This is a genomic window from Rhodohalobacter sp. 614A (assembly GCF_021462415.1).
GTDB lineage: Bacteria > Bacteroidota > Rhodothermia > Balneolales > Balneolaceae > Rhodohalobacter.
The window spans coordinates 1,470,094-1,488,900 of the sequence record NZ_JAKEDS010000001.1 but is presented as its reverse complement, the minus strand read 5'-3'; the positions used below and the strand labels follow the sequence as shown (position 1 = coordinate 1,488,900).

General features: G+C 41.2%; 17 protein-coding genes and 1 pseudogene. 12 read left to right on the top strand and 6 right to left on the bottom strand.

The annotated features are described in order from the left end of the window. The first annotated feature begins 1 nt into the window (after position 1). Positions 2-1,171 (top strand): trans-sulfuration enzyme family protein, encoded by a 1,170-nt coding sequence (locus L0B18_RS05975; RefSeq protein WP_234570025.1) that lies wholly within the window; start codon positions 2-4, stop codon positions 1,169-1,171. 498 nt (positions 1,172-1,669) lie between these two features. Here the strand turns inward: L0B18_RS05975 and L0B18_RS05970 are convergent, their stop codons facing one another. The 3 genes from L0B18_RS05970 to L0B18_RS19820 all read right to left on the bottom strand — a co-directional run bounded on the left by L0B18_RS05970 (position 1,670) and on the right by L0B18_RS19820 (position 2,702). After that, positions 1,670-1,849: a hypothetical protein gene (locus tag L0B18_RS05970; protein WP_234570012.1), complete on the bottom strand. Its 180-nt coding sequence runs from the start codon at positions 1,847-1,849 to the stop codon at positions 1,670-1,672. Positions 1,850-2,159: 310 nt separating this feature from the next. Beyond that, a complete protein-coding gene (locus L0B18_RS05965) occupies positions 2,160-2,360 on the bottom strand; it encodes a hypothetical protein (RefSeq protein ID WP_234570009.1) in 201 nt (66 codons plus the stop codon). Positions 2,361-2,507: 147 nt separating this feature from the next. Continuing rightward, entirely contained in the window at positions 2,508-2,702 is a 195-nt protein-coding gene (locus L0B18_RS19820; protein ID WP_370647531.1) for a hypothetical protein, read from the bottom strand. Between L0B18_RS19820 and L0B18_RS05960 the strand changes: the two genes are divergently transcribed. Both L0B18_RS05960 and L0B18_RS05955 read left to right on the top strand, forming a co-directional pair. Continuing rightward, complete coding sequence (locus L0B18_RS05960) at positions 2,624-2,977, top strand: hypothetical protein (RefSeq protein WP_234570006.1); 354 nt, start codon at positions 2,624-2,626, stop codon at positions 2,975-2,977. The genes L0B18_RS19820 and L0B18_RS05960 overlap by 79 nt on opposite strands. Before the next feature lie 159 nt (positions 2,978-3,136). Then, positions 3,137-3,320: pseudogene (locus tag L0B18_RS05955) on the top strand (PLP-dependent transferase); the annotation flags it as partial. Between the two features lie 70 nt (positions 3,321-3,390). Here the strand turns inward: L0B18_RS05955 and L0B18_RS05950 are convergent. Beyond that, complete coding sequence (locus tag L0B18_RS05950) at positions 3,391-3,717, bottom strand: VOC family protein (RefSeq protein ID WP_234569986.1); 327 nt, start codon at positions 3,715-3,717, stop codon at positions 3,391-3,393. 404 nt (positions 3,718-4,121) lie between these two features. On the opposite strand from L0B18_RS05950, the gene L0B18_RS05945 reads away from it, so the two are divergent. From L0B18_RS05945 to L0B18_RS05920, 6 genes are all read left to right on the top strand, one after another. Beyond that, positions 4,122-5,801, top strand: a complete 1,680-nt coding sequence (locus tag L0B18_RS05945; RefSeq protein WP_234569969.1) for a SulP family inorganic anion transporter — start codon at positions 4,122-4,124, stop codon at positions 5,799-5,801. Positions 5,802-5,998: 197 nt separating this feature from the next. Beyond that, the gene (locus L0B18_RS05940) at positions 5,999-6,472 is read left to right on the top strand and encodes a VOC family protein (RefSeq protein ID WP_234569968.1); all 474 of its coding nucleotides are present in this window, start codon (positions 5,999-6,001) and stop codon (positions 6,470-6,472) included. Between the two features lie 157 nt (positions 6,473-6,629). Beyond that, positions 6,630-8,219 (top strand): M1 family metallopeptidase, encoded by a 1,590-nt coding sequence (locus tag L0B18_RS05935; RefSeq protein WP_234569964.1) that lies wholly within the window; start codon positions 6,630-6,632, stop codon positions 8,217-8,219. A 95-nt stretch (positions 8,220-8,314) separates the two neighbouring features. After that, positions 8,315-10,735 carry a TonB-dependent receptor gene (locus L0B18_RS05930; protein WP_234569949.1) on the top strand — a complete coding sequence of 807 codons (2,421 nt, stop codon included), beginning with the start codon at positions 8,315-8,317 and terminating at the stop codon, positions 10,733-10,735. Between the two features lie 24 nt (positions 10,736-10,759). After that, entirely contained in the window at positions 10,760-11,998 is a 1,239-nt protein-coding gene (locus L0B18_RS05925; RefSeq protein WP_234569946.1) for a DUF4374 domain-containing protein, read from the top strand. Between the two features lie 169 nt (positions 11,999-12,167). Beyond that, the gene (locus L0B18_RS05920; RefSeq protein WP_234569943.1) at positions 12,168-13,310 is read left to right on the top strand and encodes a PepSY-associated TM helix domain-containing protein; all 1,143 of its coding nucleotides are present in this window, start codon (positions 12,168-12,170) and stop codon (positions 13,308-13,310) included. A gap of 98 nt (positions 13,311-13,408) precedes the next feature. On the opposite strand, the gene L0B18_RS05915 is transcribed toward L0B18_RS05920, so the two are convergent. After that, positions 13,409-13,627, bottom strand: a complete 219-nt coding sequence (locus L0B18_RS05915; protein ID WP_234569940.1) for a helix-turn-helix transcriptional regulator — start codon at positions 13,625-13,627, stop codon at positions 13,409-13,411. After that, positions 13,624-14,106, bottom strand: coding sequence for a hypothetical protein (locus L0B18_RS05910; protein ID WP_234569925.1), 483 nt, complete (start codon positions 14,104-14,106; stop codon positions 13,624-13,626). Before L0B18_RS05910 ends, L0B18_RS05915 begins: the two co-directional genes overlap by 4 nt. A 330-nt stretch (positions 14,107-14,436) precedes the next feature. Between L0B18_RS05910 and L0B18_RS05905 the strand changes: the two genes are divergently transcribed. The 3 genes from L0B18_RS05905 (at position 14,437) to L0B18_RS05895 (ending at position 18,649) form a co-directional block, all read left to right on the top strand. Then, a complete protein-coding gene (locus L0B18_RS05905) occupies positions 14,437-15,249 on the top strand; it encodes an oxidoreductase (RefSeq protein WP_234569908.1) in 813 nt (270 codons plus the stop codon). Positions 15,250-15,260: 11 nt separating this feature from the next. After that, positions 15,261-16,064: a helix-turn-helix domain-containing protein gene (locus L0B18_RS05900; RefSeq protein ID WP_234569893.1), complete on the top strand. Its 804-nt coding sequence runs from the start codon at positions 15,261-15,263 to the stop codon at positions 16,062-16,064. A 374-nt stretch (positions 16,065-16,438) separates the two neighbouring features. Further along, entirely contained in the window at positions 16,439-18,649 is a 2,211-nt protein-coding gene (locus tag L0B18_RS05895) for an AAA family ATPase (protein WP_234569891.1), read from the top strand. Positions 18,650-18,807: the final 158 nt, after the last annotated feature.

Sequence of the window (18,807 nt, the reverse complement as noted above, 5' to 3'; positions counted from 1 at the left end):
CATGCCTGATAAGAAAAACTTCGAAACCGAAGCGATTCGCACACAAACCCCAACTACAGCCGAGCGCGAGCATTCCACTCCGCTGTATATGACCTCCAGCTTTACTTTTGAATCGGCCGAGCATGCCCGCGCATTATTTGCCAACGAGATTGAGGGGAACGTATACAGCCGCTATTCCAATCCCAATACGGATGAGTTTGTGGCTAAAATGTGCAAACTGGAAGGAGCTGAAGCCGGAGTGGCAACCGGTTCCGGGATGGCTGCTATTTTTGGCTGCCTGGCCGGTTTGCTGAAACAGGGAGATCACGTTCTTGCATCACGGTCACTATTCGGATCCTCGCACCAGATTTTGAGTCAGATTTTACCAAAATGGGGAATTACGTTTACGTATGGGGATGTGAATAAAACCGAAAACTGGGAATCCCTGATACAGGAGAATACCAGGATGCTGTTTCTCGAAACACCTTCCAATCCGGGACTGGATTTGATTGATCTTGAATGGGCCGGCAAGCTGGCAAAAGCACATAATCTGATTTTTGTTGTGGACAACTGTTTTGCCACACCGTACCTGCAGCGGCCAATTGAATTTGGTGCTGATATTGTACAGCATTCTGCTACCAAATTTATAGACGGTCAGGGACGCGCCATCGGTGGTGTAATTGTGGGAAGTGAAAAGTATATGGAAGATATCCGGTTCTTTACGCGGCAAACCGGCCCGGCTCTCTCCCCTTTTAATGCGTGGCTTTTCAGCAAAAGCCTGGAAACGCTGCCGGTTCGTATGGAACGACATTGCGACAATGCCGAAACACTTGCAGATTTTCTGGGTGATCACAAGGATGTAAATTTTGTGAAGTATCCGCATCATAAAGATCATCCACAGGTAGAACTTGCCAAGAAACAGATGAAGCGCGGTGGCGGTGTCGTTTGTTTTGAAATTGCCGGCGGATACGATAAAGCCAAATCCTTCATCAATAAAGTGAACATGCTTTCCCGGTCGGCCAACCTCGGCGATACCCGAACGATTGTAACTCACCCCGCATCCACAACCCATTCCAAATTAAGTGATGAGGAACGAGAAGCTGTAGGGATTACGTCCGGCTTGATCCGAATTGCGGTAGGACTGGAAAATGCAGAAGATATTATCGGAGATGTGGAACAAGCTTTGGGGTGAGAATATTCTGCTGTAAGAACTGGGGTGTGACTTAAAGACTGGCAAAGCTCAGTCAAAATTGATGCGAACGTCCTTTCGTGTCTCACTCTACGGATTTTTTTATCTATTGATAATAACGGTAAGCGCAGCTGCCCTAATTAAATTAATTTGGTTCTCAGGTATTGTTTCAGAAATTAATTTCTTAGGTTGAAGAAAATCATTTAATTCAAGAATTAAACTTAGAATATCTTTAGAACACAAATTAATGCTTAGTCTTCTTTCTAAAGTCTATGAATGCAAAAATAGCGACAATAATTAGAGTTATTATTATGATTTCAATTAATTTTTCTACAAAATTTTCTCTGGTAAAATAATAGTACAGTGAATAAAAAAAGAATACGACTAAAATCGCTATGTAGTTTGATAGATTTTTCTTCATAAAACTTTCACAATAGAAAACTATTTCGAGATGAAATAGTTTTCTATTGACTTTGTTTAATGGTTTTAATGAGGTTTTTGTTAGCAGACATCACCACACATGAAGTCTTCACCGTTTTCAAAGGCTTCTCTTAAATTATCGCCTCCTGATGTGATAACATCAACTATCTCATAAATAATTATTGTAATTGGACCTCCCCATCTACCACCATTTATATTTTTATTTTCTTCTGTAGTTAACTGCTTTAATTTGTCATCCATAATATTTAAATTTTTTTAAATTAATTAATTTAATTAACCCCCTACAAGGGCTCGTGTTTTTTCCCAGTCAACTTCATCATAATCTAATGTTGCAGCTAACCTTTTGTTAAATCCCCTAGCCGCTCCATAGTACCATGCTATCGCTTCAAGGATAGTTCCTCCACCATAAATTTCTTTTGACTGATTGTAATTTAGTTCAAGTAAATATATCTTTTTTTATATTTCATGATTTTAGACTTTTTTATTTTAGTTTATTAAACAACAACCAATCTTTTTGGCTGCATTCGTAGTATAATTCACACTACTGCACCTATACATACAGTGAGAAAAAAGTTTGGAAATTTTCTCCGGCATCGGCTATAACGAATCGGGCAATCCAGTTATGTTTTAAGCACAGCCAGCGTTCTGAAATACCCAACTTCTCTGCCAGCTCTTTGAGCGGGCCTGTTCTTTTTTGTCTGATTAGTACATCCAATCGCTCTATTCTGTTCAGGTAGTTATATAGTGCCATTATTCCTCTCTTTAGTTGTTTGAAGGTTGAACTTTTTGTTGTAAGTCCCCATTCAAAAATAGAAATTGATTCTGCCACAGCTTCAGGTAGTGGCCTTCCTGACCTACGAGTTCCCTGTGCGTACCCTGTTCCACCAGTTTACCCTTCTCAAGCACACAGATTTTGATCAGCCATAAATACCGTACTGAGCCGATGAGCAATCAGGATAACGCTTTTTCCCTTCTCACGTAAATATTTCACTGCGTCCTTTACATACTGTTCAGATGCCGAATCAAGGGAAGAAGTTGCCTCATCCAAAATCAAGATTTCCGGCTCTCTATAGAGTGCCCGCGCAATGGCTATTCGTTGCTTTTGTCCGCCGGAAAATGCTGCGCCGTTTTCAACGAGATGTGTATCAAACCGTTGGGCAAATTTTCAATAAAACCAAGAATCCCATCGCAGATGTTAATGATCTTCTCCATATTTGGATCAAACACGCCTACCACAATATTATCCAGCACATTCCCGGAAAACAGATCAATTTTTTGCTGCACAACGGATATCCTGTTTCGCAAGCTTTGAGTATCAATATGGGTCAGGTTCAGTTTCCAGTAATAGGTAAATATCAAACCAAATGAAAACAGTAGCCATTTATAAAAATAAAATTCTTTATAAACACTTGATTTGCAATAGATTAACATCTTCTGAAGAAGCCCTAATTAGTTCAGTTATAAGATTTGTAAAGCTGTATCAGGTATAATTAAGACTAAAAGAACACAGAAAATATTCGGTCTTTCCTTCTAGCCAATCATGGAGATACTCGAAGCATTATCACTCCTCCCGCCCTCCACCACCCACTCCAAACTGACCGAAGAAGAGCGTCAGGCCGTAGGAATTACACCCGGTTTGATTCGAATTGCTGTAGGCCTGGAAAATACTGAAGATATTATCAGAGATGTGGAACAGGCGCTGGGAAGTTAATTGACCGAATCTACATTCAGTGGGCCGTTCGCTCCAAAGCGGGTGTAAGGCTATCCGTTCAAGATTGTGGCTATTTTTGATGAAGACATAAGCTATTTCCATCCGGATCTTTCAGCCACGCAAACTTTCCCCATGGCGTCTCATCCACTTTTCCTACCTCAATTCCTTTGCTTGTATATTCTTCGATTTTGCCCTCAATATCGTTCGTCTCACAAATAATTCCCGGGAAACCAGAAAGCGATATCGTAGTTGAACTTCCCGGCAATCCCATCTGAATCCATGCATCGCCATGCGCATCCGATGCTTCTGTAACTACTTCAAAACCAAGGCTCAGATAAAACTCTTTCGCCTTTTGGCGGTCCTTCACAGGAACCATGATTATTTCTACTGATTTCATTTCTCTTCCTTTTTTAAAGATTAATCATCAATAATACAGTTCCTTCAAAACTTTAGCAGCAGGAAAAAGCGACATTTTTACGCGGGAATCAAGACATGGCTAGAGTGTGTATATTACCGATTGAGAGATTATTCGGTTTACTCAAGCCGGGTAACCTCACCACTCTTCAAATCAATCGTAAAACGAAACTAAATAATTAAGCCTCATATTTCTCCAAAAGAAAAAGCGTATTTCTATATAACTATGTGGCTGAGGTCATTAAATAAAAATAAAAGGGAACAAAAAAAATCCTACGGTATACTTAAAGTCCATAAATTTTAGTACTCTTAGGGCTTCCTGTTAACCACTATTATTACATATTTCTGTTTTGATGCCGTGTTACTTTCGTGGGGTGCAAGTTGCCCATGCGTAACGAATTTACCCCCAAACTCTTCACGCTGATCCGTGAAGGCATTACCAAAGAACAACTCTTAAAAGATATTTTAGCTGGCATCATTGTCGGTATTGTAGCCCTTCCTTTAGCTATTGCTTTTGCCATTGCATCGGGTGTATCGCCCGAAAAAGGCCTAATAACTGCATTTATAGCCGGGTTTATCATTTCGACCTTCGGAGGAAGCCGGGTTCAAATTGGTGGACCAACCGGTGCCTTCGTTATTATTATTTATGATATTGTGCAATCTCATGGCATAGAAGGATTGACCCTGGCCACATTTATGGCGGGTTTTATCATTATAGGTATGGGCGCCGCCCAGCTAGGAAATTATCTGCGATTTATCCCCTACCCGCTTATCATCGGATTTACCAGTGGAATTGCCCTCATTATTTTTTCCACTCAGATTAAGGATTTTTTTGGGCTGACTATTGAAGAGATCCCTTCCGGTTTTTTTAGCCAATGGCAAACGTACATCATGGCCCTCCCCGGGCTGAACTGGTATGCCACTGGCATTTCCATTGCCACCATAGTTATTATCGTCAATTTTAAACGAATTACTACCGTTATTCCCGGTTCTGTGATAGCTATTCTACTTTCAACAGTTGTTGTACAGTGGTTTAATTTTCCGGTATCCACCATCCAAAGTACCTTTGGTGATCTCACTGGCAATTTGCAAAAACCAAGTCTCCCCTCTTTTGATTTTGATACCATACAATCTCTGATTCAGCCCGCATTTGCCATCGCTATTTTAGGCGGAATCGAGTCATTATTGTCAGCGGTAGTAGCTGATGGTATGACAGGAGGTAAACATCGGCCCAATATGGAGTTGATTGCACAAGGCGGGGCCAATGTTTTTTCTGCTTTGTTTGCAGGCATTCCCGCCACTGGAGCCATTGCCCGAACGGCTACTAATATCAAAAACGGTGGACGAACTCCCATAGCGGGGATTATTCATGCCGTGGTGCTGTTGCTCATTCTGTTATTTCTGATGCCATACGCCAAATTGATCCCATTAGCCTGTCTGGCTGGTGTGCTGGTTGTGGTTGCGTATCATATGAGTGAATGGCGACAATTTCGCTCGGTTTTAAAAGGTGACAAAATGGATATTATGGTACTCATGAGCACCTTTCTTCTCACAGTCATTTTTGATCTCATTATTGCCATCGAAATCGGGATGGTGCTCGCCAGTTTCTTGTTTATGAAGCGAATGAGTGAATCGGTTCAGGTGGAAGCCATCACTCCCGAAAATGATGACAAAGAGCTTCTGTTTCAGCAGGAACTTGGGTTTTCATCTTCAAAGGAAATTATTCTCTATGAAATTGACGGCCCCTTATTTTTTGGCGCTGCTCAACAATTTCATGACGCTCTGGTAAATACCAACACACAACCCAAGATCGTAATCCTCAGAATGCGTTATGTTCCTTTTATAGACAGTACTGGTTATCAAAGATTAAAAGATGTAGTAACCACTTTTCAGGAAGAAAAAATCGATGTAGTTTTATCGGGTGTAAACAAAACACTGCGTCAGGAATTCATTACAAATGGGTTATTTTTGTTGATTCCTGAAGAAGATGTGTTTGAAAACATTGAACCGGCTCTTTCCCATGCGCAAAAGAAATTAACTGAAATTGAACAGAAAGAGACGATTTGATGTCATTATTATTGGCGGAAGTTATGGAAGGCCTTCAGCGTCAATCTCTTTGGGACTCTCTTCAAAAAAGAAACTTCATATGAACAGTATTGTTATTAAGCCAATGTTGTGTCTAATTTAAAACATGCTGCAACAATTTTGGCTTCTATAATCGGTTCTCTGTTGAAAAATAATTCACACGACAAAACCTATACACAATGAATAATCAAAAAATCACTCCATGCCTTTGGGTTGACGAAGATGCCAAAGCGGTGGCTGAATATTATCTATCCATATTTAAAGATGGCAAACTGAAAGACTACCGCAAACTTGAAAATCCCCCAAATGAATTTAGCAGTGAACCCAGCAGCTTTGAAACGGCTGTAATGGAACTTGAGGGAGTAGAGTTTTCCATTCTTGCAGCAGGACCCTTTTTTAAATTCAATGAAGCCATATCACTCGTCATAAATTGCAAAGACCAGGACGAAGTTGATTACTATTGGGAAGCTCTTACTTCAAATGGAGGAGAAGAAGGAGCATGTGGCTGGTGCAAAGACAAATATGGTTTGTCGTGGCAGGTTGTTCCCGTTGAATACTTTGAACTGATACACAGCGATGATGCGGCTGTCAGAGAAAAAGCTATGACGAATACATTTAAGCAGAAGAAATTAATCCTTTCCGAACTTAAATGAACGAACGCGGGTTAAAACGCTCAATCGAAGTTTCAGATTTTAATCCCGTACTTCTCATCGCCCGGCACGTTGATCTCGCTTTGAAATGTGCCCTGATCTTAGCACTTTCAGGCTTATTATAAACTTTGAGACCGGATTTATGTTTTCAGACTCGCGTATGTTTTTCATTGTTATTGCCATGTTGGCGTTTGCTACGCCTGCCTCCGCACAGGAATATCTCGCCCGAAAGAAACAGATCGATGTTCAAAAATATGAACTTTCCATTGTTCTGAATGACTCCACCGACCGGATTGAAGGACACGCAAAAGCCACGATTACATTTCTTCAGACTGTAGATGAATTTTACTTAGACCTGACTTCTGAAGATAAATCTGGCGAAGGAATGACAGTCTCAAAAATCTCTGAAGAGAACAAAGAAGTCCCTTTCAATCAGGATGGCGACCGGCTACTCATTCAATCTCCTTCAAAACAACATGAAACCAAAACGTTCACCATTGACTATTCCGGCATTCCCAAAGATGGTTTAGTCATCAGTACCAATAAATTTGGCGACCGAACTTTTTTTGGGGATAACTGGCCGAACCGTGCTCACAACTGGTTTCCGGGTGTCGATCACCCTTCAGACAAAGCATACTTTACGTTTATTGTGGAGGCACCAACCCATTACCAGGTTATCGCCAACGGATTGCTTAAAGAAGAGATCAACCTTACGGATGAAATAACTCGATACAAATGGGAAACGTCCGTTCCTCTGCCTACGAAAGTAGCGGTAATAGCAGCAGCGCGGTTTGCGGTTCAAAATGTACAGGAAGTAAATGGCGCGGAAGTCTCCACCTGGGTATATCCGCAAAATACGGACGAAGGTTTTCACGATTATCAACCGGCGGCAGAAATTCTGAATTTCTTCATTGATTATATTGGTCCCTATCCCTATCAAAAACTGGCGAATGTGCAATCCAAAACCCGATTCGGCGGGATGGAAAATGCCGGGAATATTTTCTACTACGAGGAATCTGTATCCGGAAAAGGAGGTGTGGAAAATTTACTGGCGCATGAAATTGCTCACCAATGGTTTGGGAATTCGGCTTCAGAAATCGACTGGCCGCACCTCTGGCTCAGCGAAGGATTTGCAACCTACATGACCAACATCTATATCGAGCACAGCCAGGGTGCAGATTCTCTGAAATCTCAGTTAAAGAAGCAGCGTGAACGGGTCATCAGATTCTCCACAGAAAGCCTGACACCTGTGGTAGATACGATCACCACCCATTATATGGACCTGTTGAATGCAAACTCTTATCAAAAAGGAGGATGGATCCTGCACATGCTTCGACAAGAAATCGGGGATGAAGATTTTCATAAAACGATTCAGTCCTATTATGACAGGTATAAATTAAGCAATGCATCCAGTGCTGATTTTGAAACCGTTGCCGAAGAAGTAAGCGGACAAAACCTGGACACTTTTTTCCATCAATGGCTTTTTGAAAGTGGTCAGCCAAAACTAGAAACTGACTGGACGTATTCTAACGGAAACCTTGAGTTGGAAATCACTCAAACACAAGCTTCCAAAACCATCTTCAACTTCCCTCTCGATGTTCAGATTACCTACGGTGACAACTCTTCCGAAATCAAAACACTTTCCATCACCAAAGAGAAGGAAGCCATCACTCTTCCGGTAAAAGAAAAACCAGTGAGCCTCACTTTAGATCCAAATGTGAAGCTGCTTTTTGAATCCGCAGATTCGTAGCACTGGTTTATTTTAAGGTTGTTCTGGGCTTGGATTCATTGTATCTTTATTTAGATTTAATCTAAATTGATAATGATTCTCTGTAAACCAGAATTTTGAAGTTCTTCCTGCGTCTCATACTGGCTGTTTTCTTGCCACTATCGGTTTTATTATTCCCTGACATTCTTTCTGCTCAAGAAAATGGTTCCCCCACTATTTACGGACAGGTAACATCTCCTTCAGGAGAAACGCTGCCCGGCGTTAACATCCTCATTATTGGAACCACCAGAGGTGCAAGCACTGATATTGAAGGAAACTATAAGATTCCCACCATTAAGCCCGGTTCCTACCAGTTGCAAATCAGTTCTGTTGGATTCCGGACTCAGATTCAGGAGATCAAAATATCAGGCAGCGAATCCGTTCAAGTTGATATCGTTTTAGAATACGAACGCTACCAGGGACAGGATCTGGTTGTACAGGCCAAATCTGCAACCCGGCGGGTCATTGAACAAGCGTACCAGGTGAGTTCTGTTTCCGCACAACGTCTGGCAAACAGCACCAGCGATGCAAAATCCGTATTAGACCGCGTGCCCGGAGTTCGTATTCAACAGGAAGGCGGATTGGGTTCTGATTATAATTTTTCGCTGAATGGTTTTTCAGGAGACCAGGTAAAATTCTTTATCGACGGCATTCCAATGGCTTCTTCCAGCTCGATGGATTTGGGAGACATTCCAGTTAACATGGTCGACCGTATCGACGTTTACAAAGGTGTTGTACCGGTTTGGCTGGGAACCGATGCTTTGGGCGGGGCGGTGAATATTCATACCAATCGCCTCCATAATTACGCCGATATTTCTTACTCCCTTGGTTCATTTAACACTCATCGGGCATCAGTCAACGGAGCCTCCACAAATCCGGAAACCGGGTTTACAGTCAGAGGCAACCTGTTTGCCAACTATTCTGATAACGATTACAATGTATTGGCACGGATTGTGGAAAACAATACGGTTGTCGATACAACCTGGGTTCCGCGATTTCACGACCGTTATCGTTCCGGTACAATCAAAACAGAAGCCGGCTACGTGAACAAACCTTTTGCTGATAATCTGTTAGTGGGCATCGCAGTTTCTGCCAACGACAAACAGGTTCAGCACGGCGCCACGATGAATACGGTGTATGGCGGAATCACAAGAGAGAACCAATCAATCACACCTTCGCTTCGGTATAGCAAGAAAAACCTGTTTGCCGATGGACTTGATGTAAGCATCTACAGCGCTTTGAGCCTCAATGAATCCCAGGTAGCCGACACGCTTCGGGGCGTCCGGTACAACTGGCTGGGTAAAAAAACCATTGTTCGAACGGCGGACGGCACTCCTTCTAATGATGGAGAACTCTACCGAACCAATACCACTCACAATGAAGAGGATTTCAACACACAGTTAAATGCCGGGTATGCCATCAATACAAAAAGTTCGCTGGCCTTGAATTATTCTCTAAACTATTTCCACCGGAAAGCCCACGATACTGAACACCCCGACAACATCGACAATCGATTTCCAAAAGCACAAACCAAGCAGGTTTTGGGACTGGCCTACAAATTCGATATTTCAAATAAATGGAGCACGACGGTTTTTGGAAAGTGGTTTCACATTCTGGCAAAAACATCGAAAGAGTTTGATTTCGGGCTTGATACCCGCCGCACAGAAGCCGTCGAAAATTCGCAGCATGATATTGGCTATGGACTGGCTTCTACCTATTTCGTTACTCCCGGCTGGCAGGTGAAACTCTCCTACGAACGAACGGCACGCATGCCCATTCCGGAAGAGATTTTCGGAGATGGATTATTCATTGATCCCAATCCCGACCTTGGCCCGGAGAAAAGCCACAATCTCAACCTGGGAACCGAATACCGGTTAAATATCCATAATGATCACATTGTAGCATTGGGATTAAGTGGTATTTACCGCGAAACGGATGATTTGATCTATACTATCGTCACCATATCCAGCCCCAAAACCAGGTACGACAATCTCAGCAAAACGCGTGTCATGGGTGTGGAAGGAAGTCTTCAATACCAGTGGAAAGAAATTTTCAGGCTGGGCGGAAACTTTACCTACCAGGACATTACCGACCGCGCCCGAAGAGTTTATAACAGTTCCTACACCGGAACAGGCTGGCAAACCAATTATCACTATGGGTTCCGCATTCCAAACAAACCTTACCTGTTTGCAAACATGAATGCCGGGTTCACCTTCAACGATGTACTCTCACAGAATTCCGCCCTGAACCTGAACTATTTTGTGAATTTCGTGGAGAAATATTCCCTGACCTGGACCGAGCTTGGATCCGGAAGTGACAAATATATCATCCCGCAACAGTTATCTCACGATGTGGAACTTGGGTATACATTCGGCGGCGGCACCTACAATATCACAGCAGAATGCCGCAACCTGTTCGACTCAAAACTTTATGACAAATACTATCTGCAGAAGCCGGGACGGGCTTTTAGCATAAAATTCAGATTTAATATTAAATAACCTCTCTTATAATCCATTACCAAAATGAAAAAATACTCAACACTCAGAATTCTTCTCATAGGATTTCTCTTTGCCGTTTCTTCTTCATTTCTCTCATCGTGTGAAGATAGCGTAAGTGATCCTGAACCCGAACCAGAACCCGGCGAAACTGAAGAGTCGTTTGTACTCTCGCTCGCCTACCAGGGAACGGAAGGTACGTTTACCTACTACACCGTTCCTTTTGATGATGTCATGACCGGAAGCCTCTCCGCCGTTGGCCAGGGACTCGATCATCTGGGCTACTACACCTACAATCAAGTTGACGATGCCATTTACGCAACAGGCGGATTTGAACTCACAGACATTATTGCTATTACCAAAACTGATGAAGGCGAACTGATTGAAACCGGCGGAATCTCTTCGTTTGATAACAGCCTGCAGGATGTTGTAAAAGCCGAAGACGGAAAACTGATCGGCATTGAAATGTCCTCTGATTCTGATGTGATCGCTCTCCACCAAATCGACCCTGCAACCGTTACCCTGGAAAACAGTACATTTACGGCAGCATCCAACCTTTCTGATTCCACCAGCGCGTACTCCGGCATGGTTCAAACCGGCGATTATCTTTTCGTGAGCTACTACGCCAGCAATCCCACATCGTTTGCAACAACCTTAACCGATACCGCCCGTGTTGCCGTTTTCAGCTACCCAGGATTGGAATTCCAGAAAGTCATTAAAGACGACCGAACCGGCCCCATCGGAGGATTCGGAACTCTTTCCGGACTGATCAAAGATGAAAACGGAAATGTCTACGCACTTTCCCACTCCAACCCCGCCAACGGATACAGCCAGTTCACGAAAGATCCGGCCATTCTGAGAATCGACAGTGGAGAAAGTGAATTTAACGAAGACTACCTGTTTGATTTCAATGAAATAACCGAAGGAAAAACCACCGCCCACATGGTTTACCTCGGAGACAATAAAGTATTTGTTGAAATGAATACGCAGGACCGTTCAGAGCAGGTGATTTGGTCTGACGGCCCGCTACAGCCAGCTATCATCGATCTTACTTCACAAACCATCAACTACATCGATGGGGTTCCGGATCATGCCGGCTCCGGCCGAAAACTTGCTGCTACCAGTCTCTGGGACGGTGAATATATTTACCTGGTTGTTCCCGAAAATGAAACTTCATACGTGTATCAAATTGACCCGGAAAATTACACCGCAACTCAAGGCGCTGAAGTTCAGGCGAATTTTGTGGCCGGGTTCTTCAAGCTCTGATAAAACGTTCTCACGGATCTGAATATTTATAAGAGGGCTTTGCAGAAGCATCATTTAGTTTTCGACTTCATTCGTCGTACTACCTTGCTCCGCTCAAAGAGACATCCTATTGAGCGGAGCGAAGTCGAAATATTTCTGGTGTTTTAAAGTCCTCTGTTAATAACAAAACATGAATAAAACGTTTAAGGCGGTTGTCAACTGGCTGCATTTGTGGTTAGGTCTGGCATCGGGAATTGTTGTTTTTATTGTCAGCATTACGGGATGTATTTATGTATTCCAGGCCGAAATTATGAACAGCCTGGAGCCCTGGCGGTTTGTAGAAGCACAAAATCAGCAATATGTGCCTCCAAGTGTTCTGGTGGATACAGCCTCCGTTCACATGCCCGGGAAAACTCCGTCCGGCCTCACATACGAAGATGAAACCGGGGCTGCTGCTGTAGGTTTTTACTATACACGGGAAGATCAGCTCGATTTCGCGGTTGTGTTTATGAATCCATATACCGGCGAATTCCTTCATAAAAATGAATCCATCCTGGACGGTGATTTCGATTTTTTCGAATTCATTATTGAAGGCCATCGATATCTCTGGCTGCCGCAATCCATTGGAAAAATGGTGGTGGGAATCGGAACGCTTATTTTTATCGTGCTTTTAATCACAGGTCTCGTCCTGTGGTGGCCGAAGAAATGGAATGCTTCGGGCCGTCAGAAAAGCTTCAAGATCCGATGGTCGGCAAAGTGGAAACGATTTAATTACGACCTCCATAATGTGCCCGGTTTTTATGCACTGATTTTATCTTTGATTCTTGCAGTTACCGGGCTGGTCTGGAGTTTCGAATGGTTCAATAACGGACTGTATTACCTGGCGTCGGGGGGAGATTCCAAACAGGAGCATGTTCATCCGCATTCCAATCCCGACAATGCCGGCCTGGCAGAAACCGACAGCATTCCCGCCATTGACCAGGCATTCTACAAAACTCTGGAACTGTACCCGGACCCCAAGCGGATTTACATGAGTCCCACTTTGCAAGAAGCAGATGACGCCATCGAAATTGTGATGTATAAATACAAAGGCAAATTCTACCATCACGATGAGTATTATTACGACCAGCATACGCTTGAATTGCTGGATGTGGAACGGTTTTCCGAGGCCGGACTTGCCGACCAGATGGATCACCTCTATTATGATATCCACACAGGAATAGTTTGGGGACTTCCTGGAAAAATTCTGGCTTTCATTGTGAGTCTCGTTTGTGCCAGCCTTCCTGTCACCGGCTTTTTTGTGTGGTATAACAAACGCAAAAGGAAGGGATAAATCGACTGCCTGCGTTTTAACCTGATCCTGAAGAATGGAATTTAATCCTTCTCTGAATAAATACGGATGGTGAACAAGCGGAGGGTACTCCATCCCATTTAATCTTCGGATAATTCCTTCAACGAAAAAATTTCTTCAACGGGTACCTCGAAATATTGAGCGATCTTGAGCGCAATGACTGTGGATGGCACAAACCGGCCCACCTCAATAGTGCTGATGGTCTTTCGGGAGACCCCGATTTCATTCGCCAGGTCGCTTTGGGTCATCCGGTGTTCAGCGCGAAATACATGAATTCTGTTTTCTAATGAAACATTCATGTGACTGCCTTTATAGAGTTTTCCTCTCCGCTGTCACGAAATAAAATGAAGAAGCTTATACTGAACACGGCAGTCATGGAAAATTGTGCCAGGTTGATATAAAATTGCGCCGGCAACGCTGAACTCTCCCTGCCGGTAGTAACTGTAATTATGGTCAGAAGTATAAAAGTCAGAATCCAGGATATTTTACAAGCCCTGTTTAAAGCATGGGTTACAAAATTATCTTCTGAGTTCAGGAGATACCGTTGATCCCGCGGAATAAATTTTATATTCCAAAAGACTGTGGAAAAAATGGAGACAATAAATAACCCGACTAACACCTTAGCGGTAACCGAGAAAAAATCTTCAACGGGTTCCCTTACAAAGTAAGATCCTGTCTCCACAGCAAAAATTAAAGACAGCAAGAACATTGAAATAAACAGCAGCCGTTTGTGAGTATCGGCATGATCTGCACTGGAAGCTTTAGTTTTATGATTCATTTCTTTAGAAATTTTATGTGGTATATTCGTATCATAATGAGTAAATAAGTTATCATTTTGATACCTATAGGTGTCAAAATATACGAACTTAGATTCTAAAACAACCCCTGCATGTTATTAAATTTTGGCCCAAGCGCTCCTGCTTTCCTAAACCCCCTTCTCAAGTCTCTATACAAGCCAAGCCGTCCCTTCTTTTTCGGATTGCACAAATATCCTGCCTGTACAATCCTGACATTCTCACCAAACAACATTGACGCTCTCACCAAAACATAGAAATATCCGTTGCTTTAATTTGGGATGGTAAATCAACAAACTTAAAAAAGAAATCCCATGAATAAAGTAGTATTGGTCACCGGAGCTTCGGCAGGCATCGGAAAAGAGACCGCAAGATTATTAGCCCAAAACGAATATACAGTGTATGGCGCCGCGCGAAGGGTTGAAAAGATGGACGAGTTAAAATCTGTCAGCGTACAACCATTGTATATGGACGTGACGGATGACGAAAGTATGGTTACCGGTGTACAACAGATTTTAGAGGAAGCCGGGCGCATCGACATTTTGGTAAACAGCGCCGGATTCGGTTCCCACGGAGCCATCGAAGATGTTTCTATGGACGACGCCCGCTATCAACTGGAAGTGAATGTGATTGGTGCGATGAGGCTGGTACAGCTTGTTCTTCCCGGAATGCGAAAAAATCGCTTCGGTAAGATTGTAAATGTATCTTCGGTAGGCGGAAAAATTGCAGGACCTTTAGCAGGATGGTATCATGCAAGTAAATTTGCATTAGAAGGCTTAAGTGATAGTTTACGAAATGAAATTAAGCCATTTGGGATTGATGTGATTGTCATTCAGCCGGGAGCCATCGCAACAGAGTGGGGCGATATCGCTCACGAAAACCTATTGAAAGCTTCGGGTGACGGACCTTACAAAAAAATGGCTGAAAAATTGGTGGACGTCATTCAAAACAGCACGGGTAACAGAACCGATCCTGTAGTGATTGCAGAACTGATCAAAACGTCGGTGGAAGCAAAAAATCCAAAAACACGATATGTAAAAGGGCATTTGTCCACACCCATACTTTTTGTAAATAAAATAACCTCCGATAAAGTGATGGATAAAATTCTGGCCAGCCAGTTCAGTTAAAACGCAGACTCATGAAACCGATGGACCTCGTTCAGCATAATATTCTACTTTCGTGGACCAGCAAGCGGCAATTCAGTCACGAGCATTTTTTAGGAGAACATTCGCTGTCCATGCTAATATCCGGTGAAGGGCGGGTGTATAACAATGACGAAACGCATATCTACACACCCGGCTCCATCGGGTTGTTAAAACGGAACCAACTGGCAAAATCGCTGAAAATGCCTTCAAAAGACGGCAAACCGTTTAAAACGATTGGCATTATGCTGGACCAGGAATCACTGAAACAATACAGCCTTGAGCATGATATTGTAACCGCCACGCCTTATACCGGGAAAGGGATGCTGCACCTTCAGCCCGACCGGTTTCTGGCTGGTTTTTTTGATTCGCTTCTCCCCTATTTCGATCAGCCGGAAAAACTGACGGAGCGCCTGGGAGAACTGAAAACCAGGGAAGCCATTGAACTGCTTCTTGCGCATGATCCGCGGCTTCGGAGTTTACTGTTTGATTTCAGCGAACCGTTTAAGATTGACCTGGGAAACTACATGATGAACCATTTTACCTATAACGTTTCGCTGGAACAGTTTGCAAAACTGACCGGACGAAGCCTCTCCACCTTTAACCGTGATTTTAAAAAAACCTTCTCCCAAACCCCTGAAAAATGGCTCAAAGAGATGCGGTTAGAAAAAGCACACTTCCTGATAGAAGAGAAAAACCAAAAACCGTCAGACGTGTACATGCATGTGGGATTTAAAAACTTCTCTCACTTTTCCACCTCCTTCAAAGAGAAATTCGGGTACAACGCTTCGGCGGTTTAATCTTAATTTTCTTTCTTCTCTCCTTCTGGGCGCCGTTGCCTTTCTTTATTTGTTAAAATTCCCTCATAAAACAATCTGATATTGGATTTTTACCCGATATAATTCAAATTAAAATAAAGGCCAGTCTATTCGGGGAGTTTTGGGAGTTGAGAGTTTGTCTGGCTTATGACAAGTAAGGATGGATGTAGATGAGACTCTTTTTTAGGTTAACAGAACATGATGTAATGAACTGTCTTTCCTTCTGTTTATTCCACCATTTTAAATGACAGTATTAATAAAACTTGCGGTGGAGCAAGGATAACCTCAATACTGTTGGTGTTGTGCCATTATTAGCTATAAGCCTATATAAACAATTAAGCTGAATAAAATTAAATATGATAAAATCAGTTGAGATAAAAAACATCGCGACTTATGATCCTCAAGGAATACAATTAAACGACTTAAAAAAAATCAATTTTATTTATGGTGCAAATGCTAGTGGAAAGACTACAATCTCTAACTTTATTTATGACAAGTCAGATATAAATTTTAGTAACTGCTCAATAGTTTGGGAAAATAATGTACCTCTAAAGGTTTTAGTTTATAATAAAGGATTTAGAGAAAGAAATTTTGGAAATGGCAAACTAAACGGAGTTTTCACCCTTGGTGAAGCTACAGCAGAACAAATAAAAGCAATAGAACAAAAAAACGAAGAACTAAAAACTATTAAAACGGAGGGTATAAAGAAGAAAGAAGCCCTAGAATCTCAAAAAAGAGAAAAAGAGAAATTAGAAACCGACTTTAAAGAAACTACTTGGACAAAAGCCTACAAAAAAAATGAACATGACTTCAAAGAAGCCTTTACGAATACTCGAAAAAAAGAGCTTTTTAAAAACAAACTTTTACAGGAATCAATAAGTAATACCGCCCCATTAGAAACTCTTGAAAATTTAAAACAAAAAGCCAAAACTATTTTTGGCAAACAACCTGAACGAATTGAACCTATAACTCAAATTTCTTTTGATAGAATTTTGGAAATTGAAACAAATGAGATTTGGGAAAAGATTATTGTCGGAAAAGCGGATGTTAATATCGCCAAATTGATTCGAAAGCTAAACATTCATGATTGGGTAAATCAAGGCAGAGACTTTATTCAAGAGGACATTTGTCCATTTTGTCAGGAAAGAACCATAACAGATAATTTCAAAAAACAATTAGAGAGTTTCTTCGATGAAGCTTATTTACAAGATATCAATTCACTTAAAAAACTAAAAAATGAATATAACACTTTGACAGAAAATGTCATTAACCAATTAAACACAATTGAAAGAAATCAAAAAGATTCAGACAACACAAAACTTGAAATCGACAAATTCTCTGCTTTTTTAAAAACCCTGATAAGCCAAATTACCACAAACAATGAGTATCTAAATAATAAAATTCTTGAACCTAGCAGAAGAGTCGAATTAATCTCACTTAAAGAGCAATATGATTTAATTATTGAGCTAATTAATCAAGCGAATGCTGAGATTAAAAAACACAATGATATTGTATTCGATTATATAAATGAAAAAAACAATCTTATTAAAGCCATTTGGAGATACGTAATTGAGGAATATAAAACGGAGATAATGACTTTCACTAAAAAAAAGGATGGTTTAGTAGAAGGTATTACAAATTTAGAAATGCAACATAAAGCAAAACATGATGAATACAGAACATTAGATACCGAGATCAAAAATTTAAGCAAAAATGTTACGAGTATTCAGCCAACAATTGACGAAATTAATAGAATATTAAAATCGTACGGATTTTTAAATTTTGAAATCGTTCCAGCGCAAGAAGAAGGATTTTACAAAATTCAACGTGAAGATGGTACAATTGCAGAATCTACATTAAGCGAGGGTGAAATTACTTTTATCACTTTTCTCTATTATTTGCAATTGGCTAAAGGTGGAATCTCAGAAGATGAGGTAAACAATGAAAGAGTTTTAGTAGTTGATGACCCCATTTCAAGTTTGGACAGTAATGTTTTGTTTGTTGTCAGTACACTTTTAAAAGAGATAATAAGATCTATTAAAATAGATAATGGAAACATTAAGCAACTGATTTTATTAACTCACAATGTATATTTCCACAAAGAAGTTTCTTTCATTGATGGCAGAACAAAATTCTGCAATAAAACCAATTTCTGGATTTTAAGAAAAAACAATAAGGTAACGAGCCTACAGAGTTTTGGAATGGATAATCCAATCCAATCTTCATATGAGCTTCTATGGCAAGAATTGAAAAGCGATGAGGTAAAATCCAGTCTGACAATTCAAAACATAATGCGTAGAATAATTGAACATTACTTTAAACTACTTGGAAAATACGGAGATGATGACTTAATCTTACAATTCCACACCAAAGAAGAGCAAGAAATTTGTCGCTCTCTTATTTCTTGGATTAATGACGGTTCACACAGCATTAATGATGATTTATATGTTGAACTTCAGGATAGAACAATCGAAGCTTATAAAAAAGTATTTAAGGAAATTTTCGTTTTAACTAAACACGAGGGACATTACAATATGATGATGAATATAAAAGAAGAATTAAACTAAAAAGTGAGGGTTATAATATTTAACGTTTCCCACAGAAGTAATGAATTACCACGATTGAACTTTAAACTGCAGTTTCGTCAAATTGAAAGCAAGTGCATTTAACCCAATTATCTTCTTACCTTCTATCTAACTAATTTATATTTCTTCTCAAGGTTCTA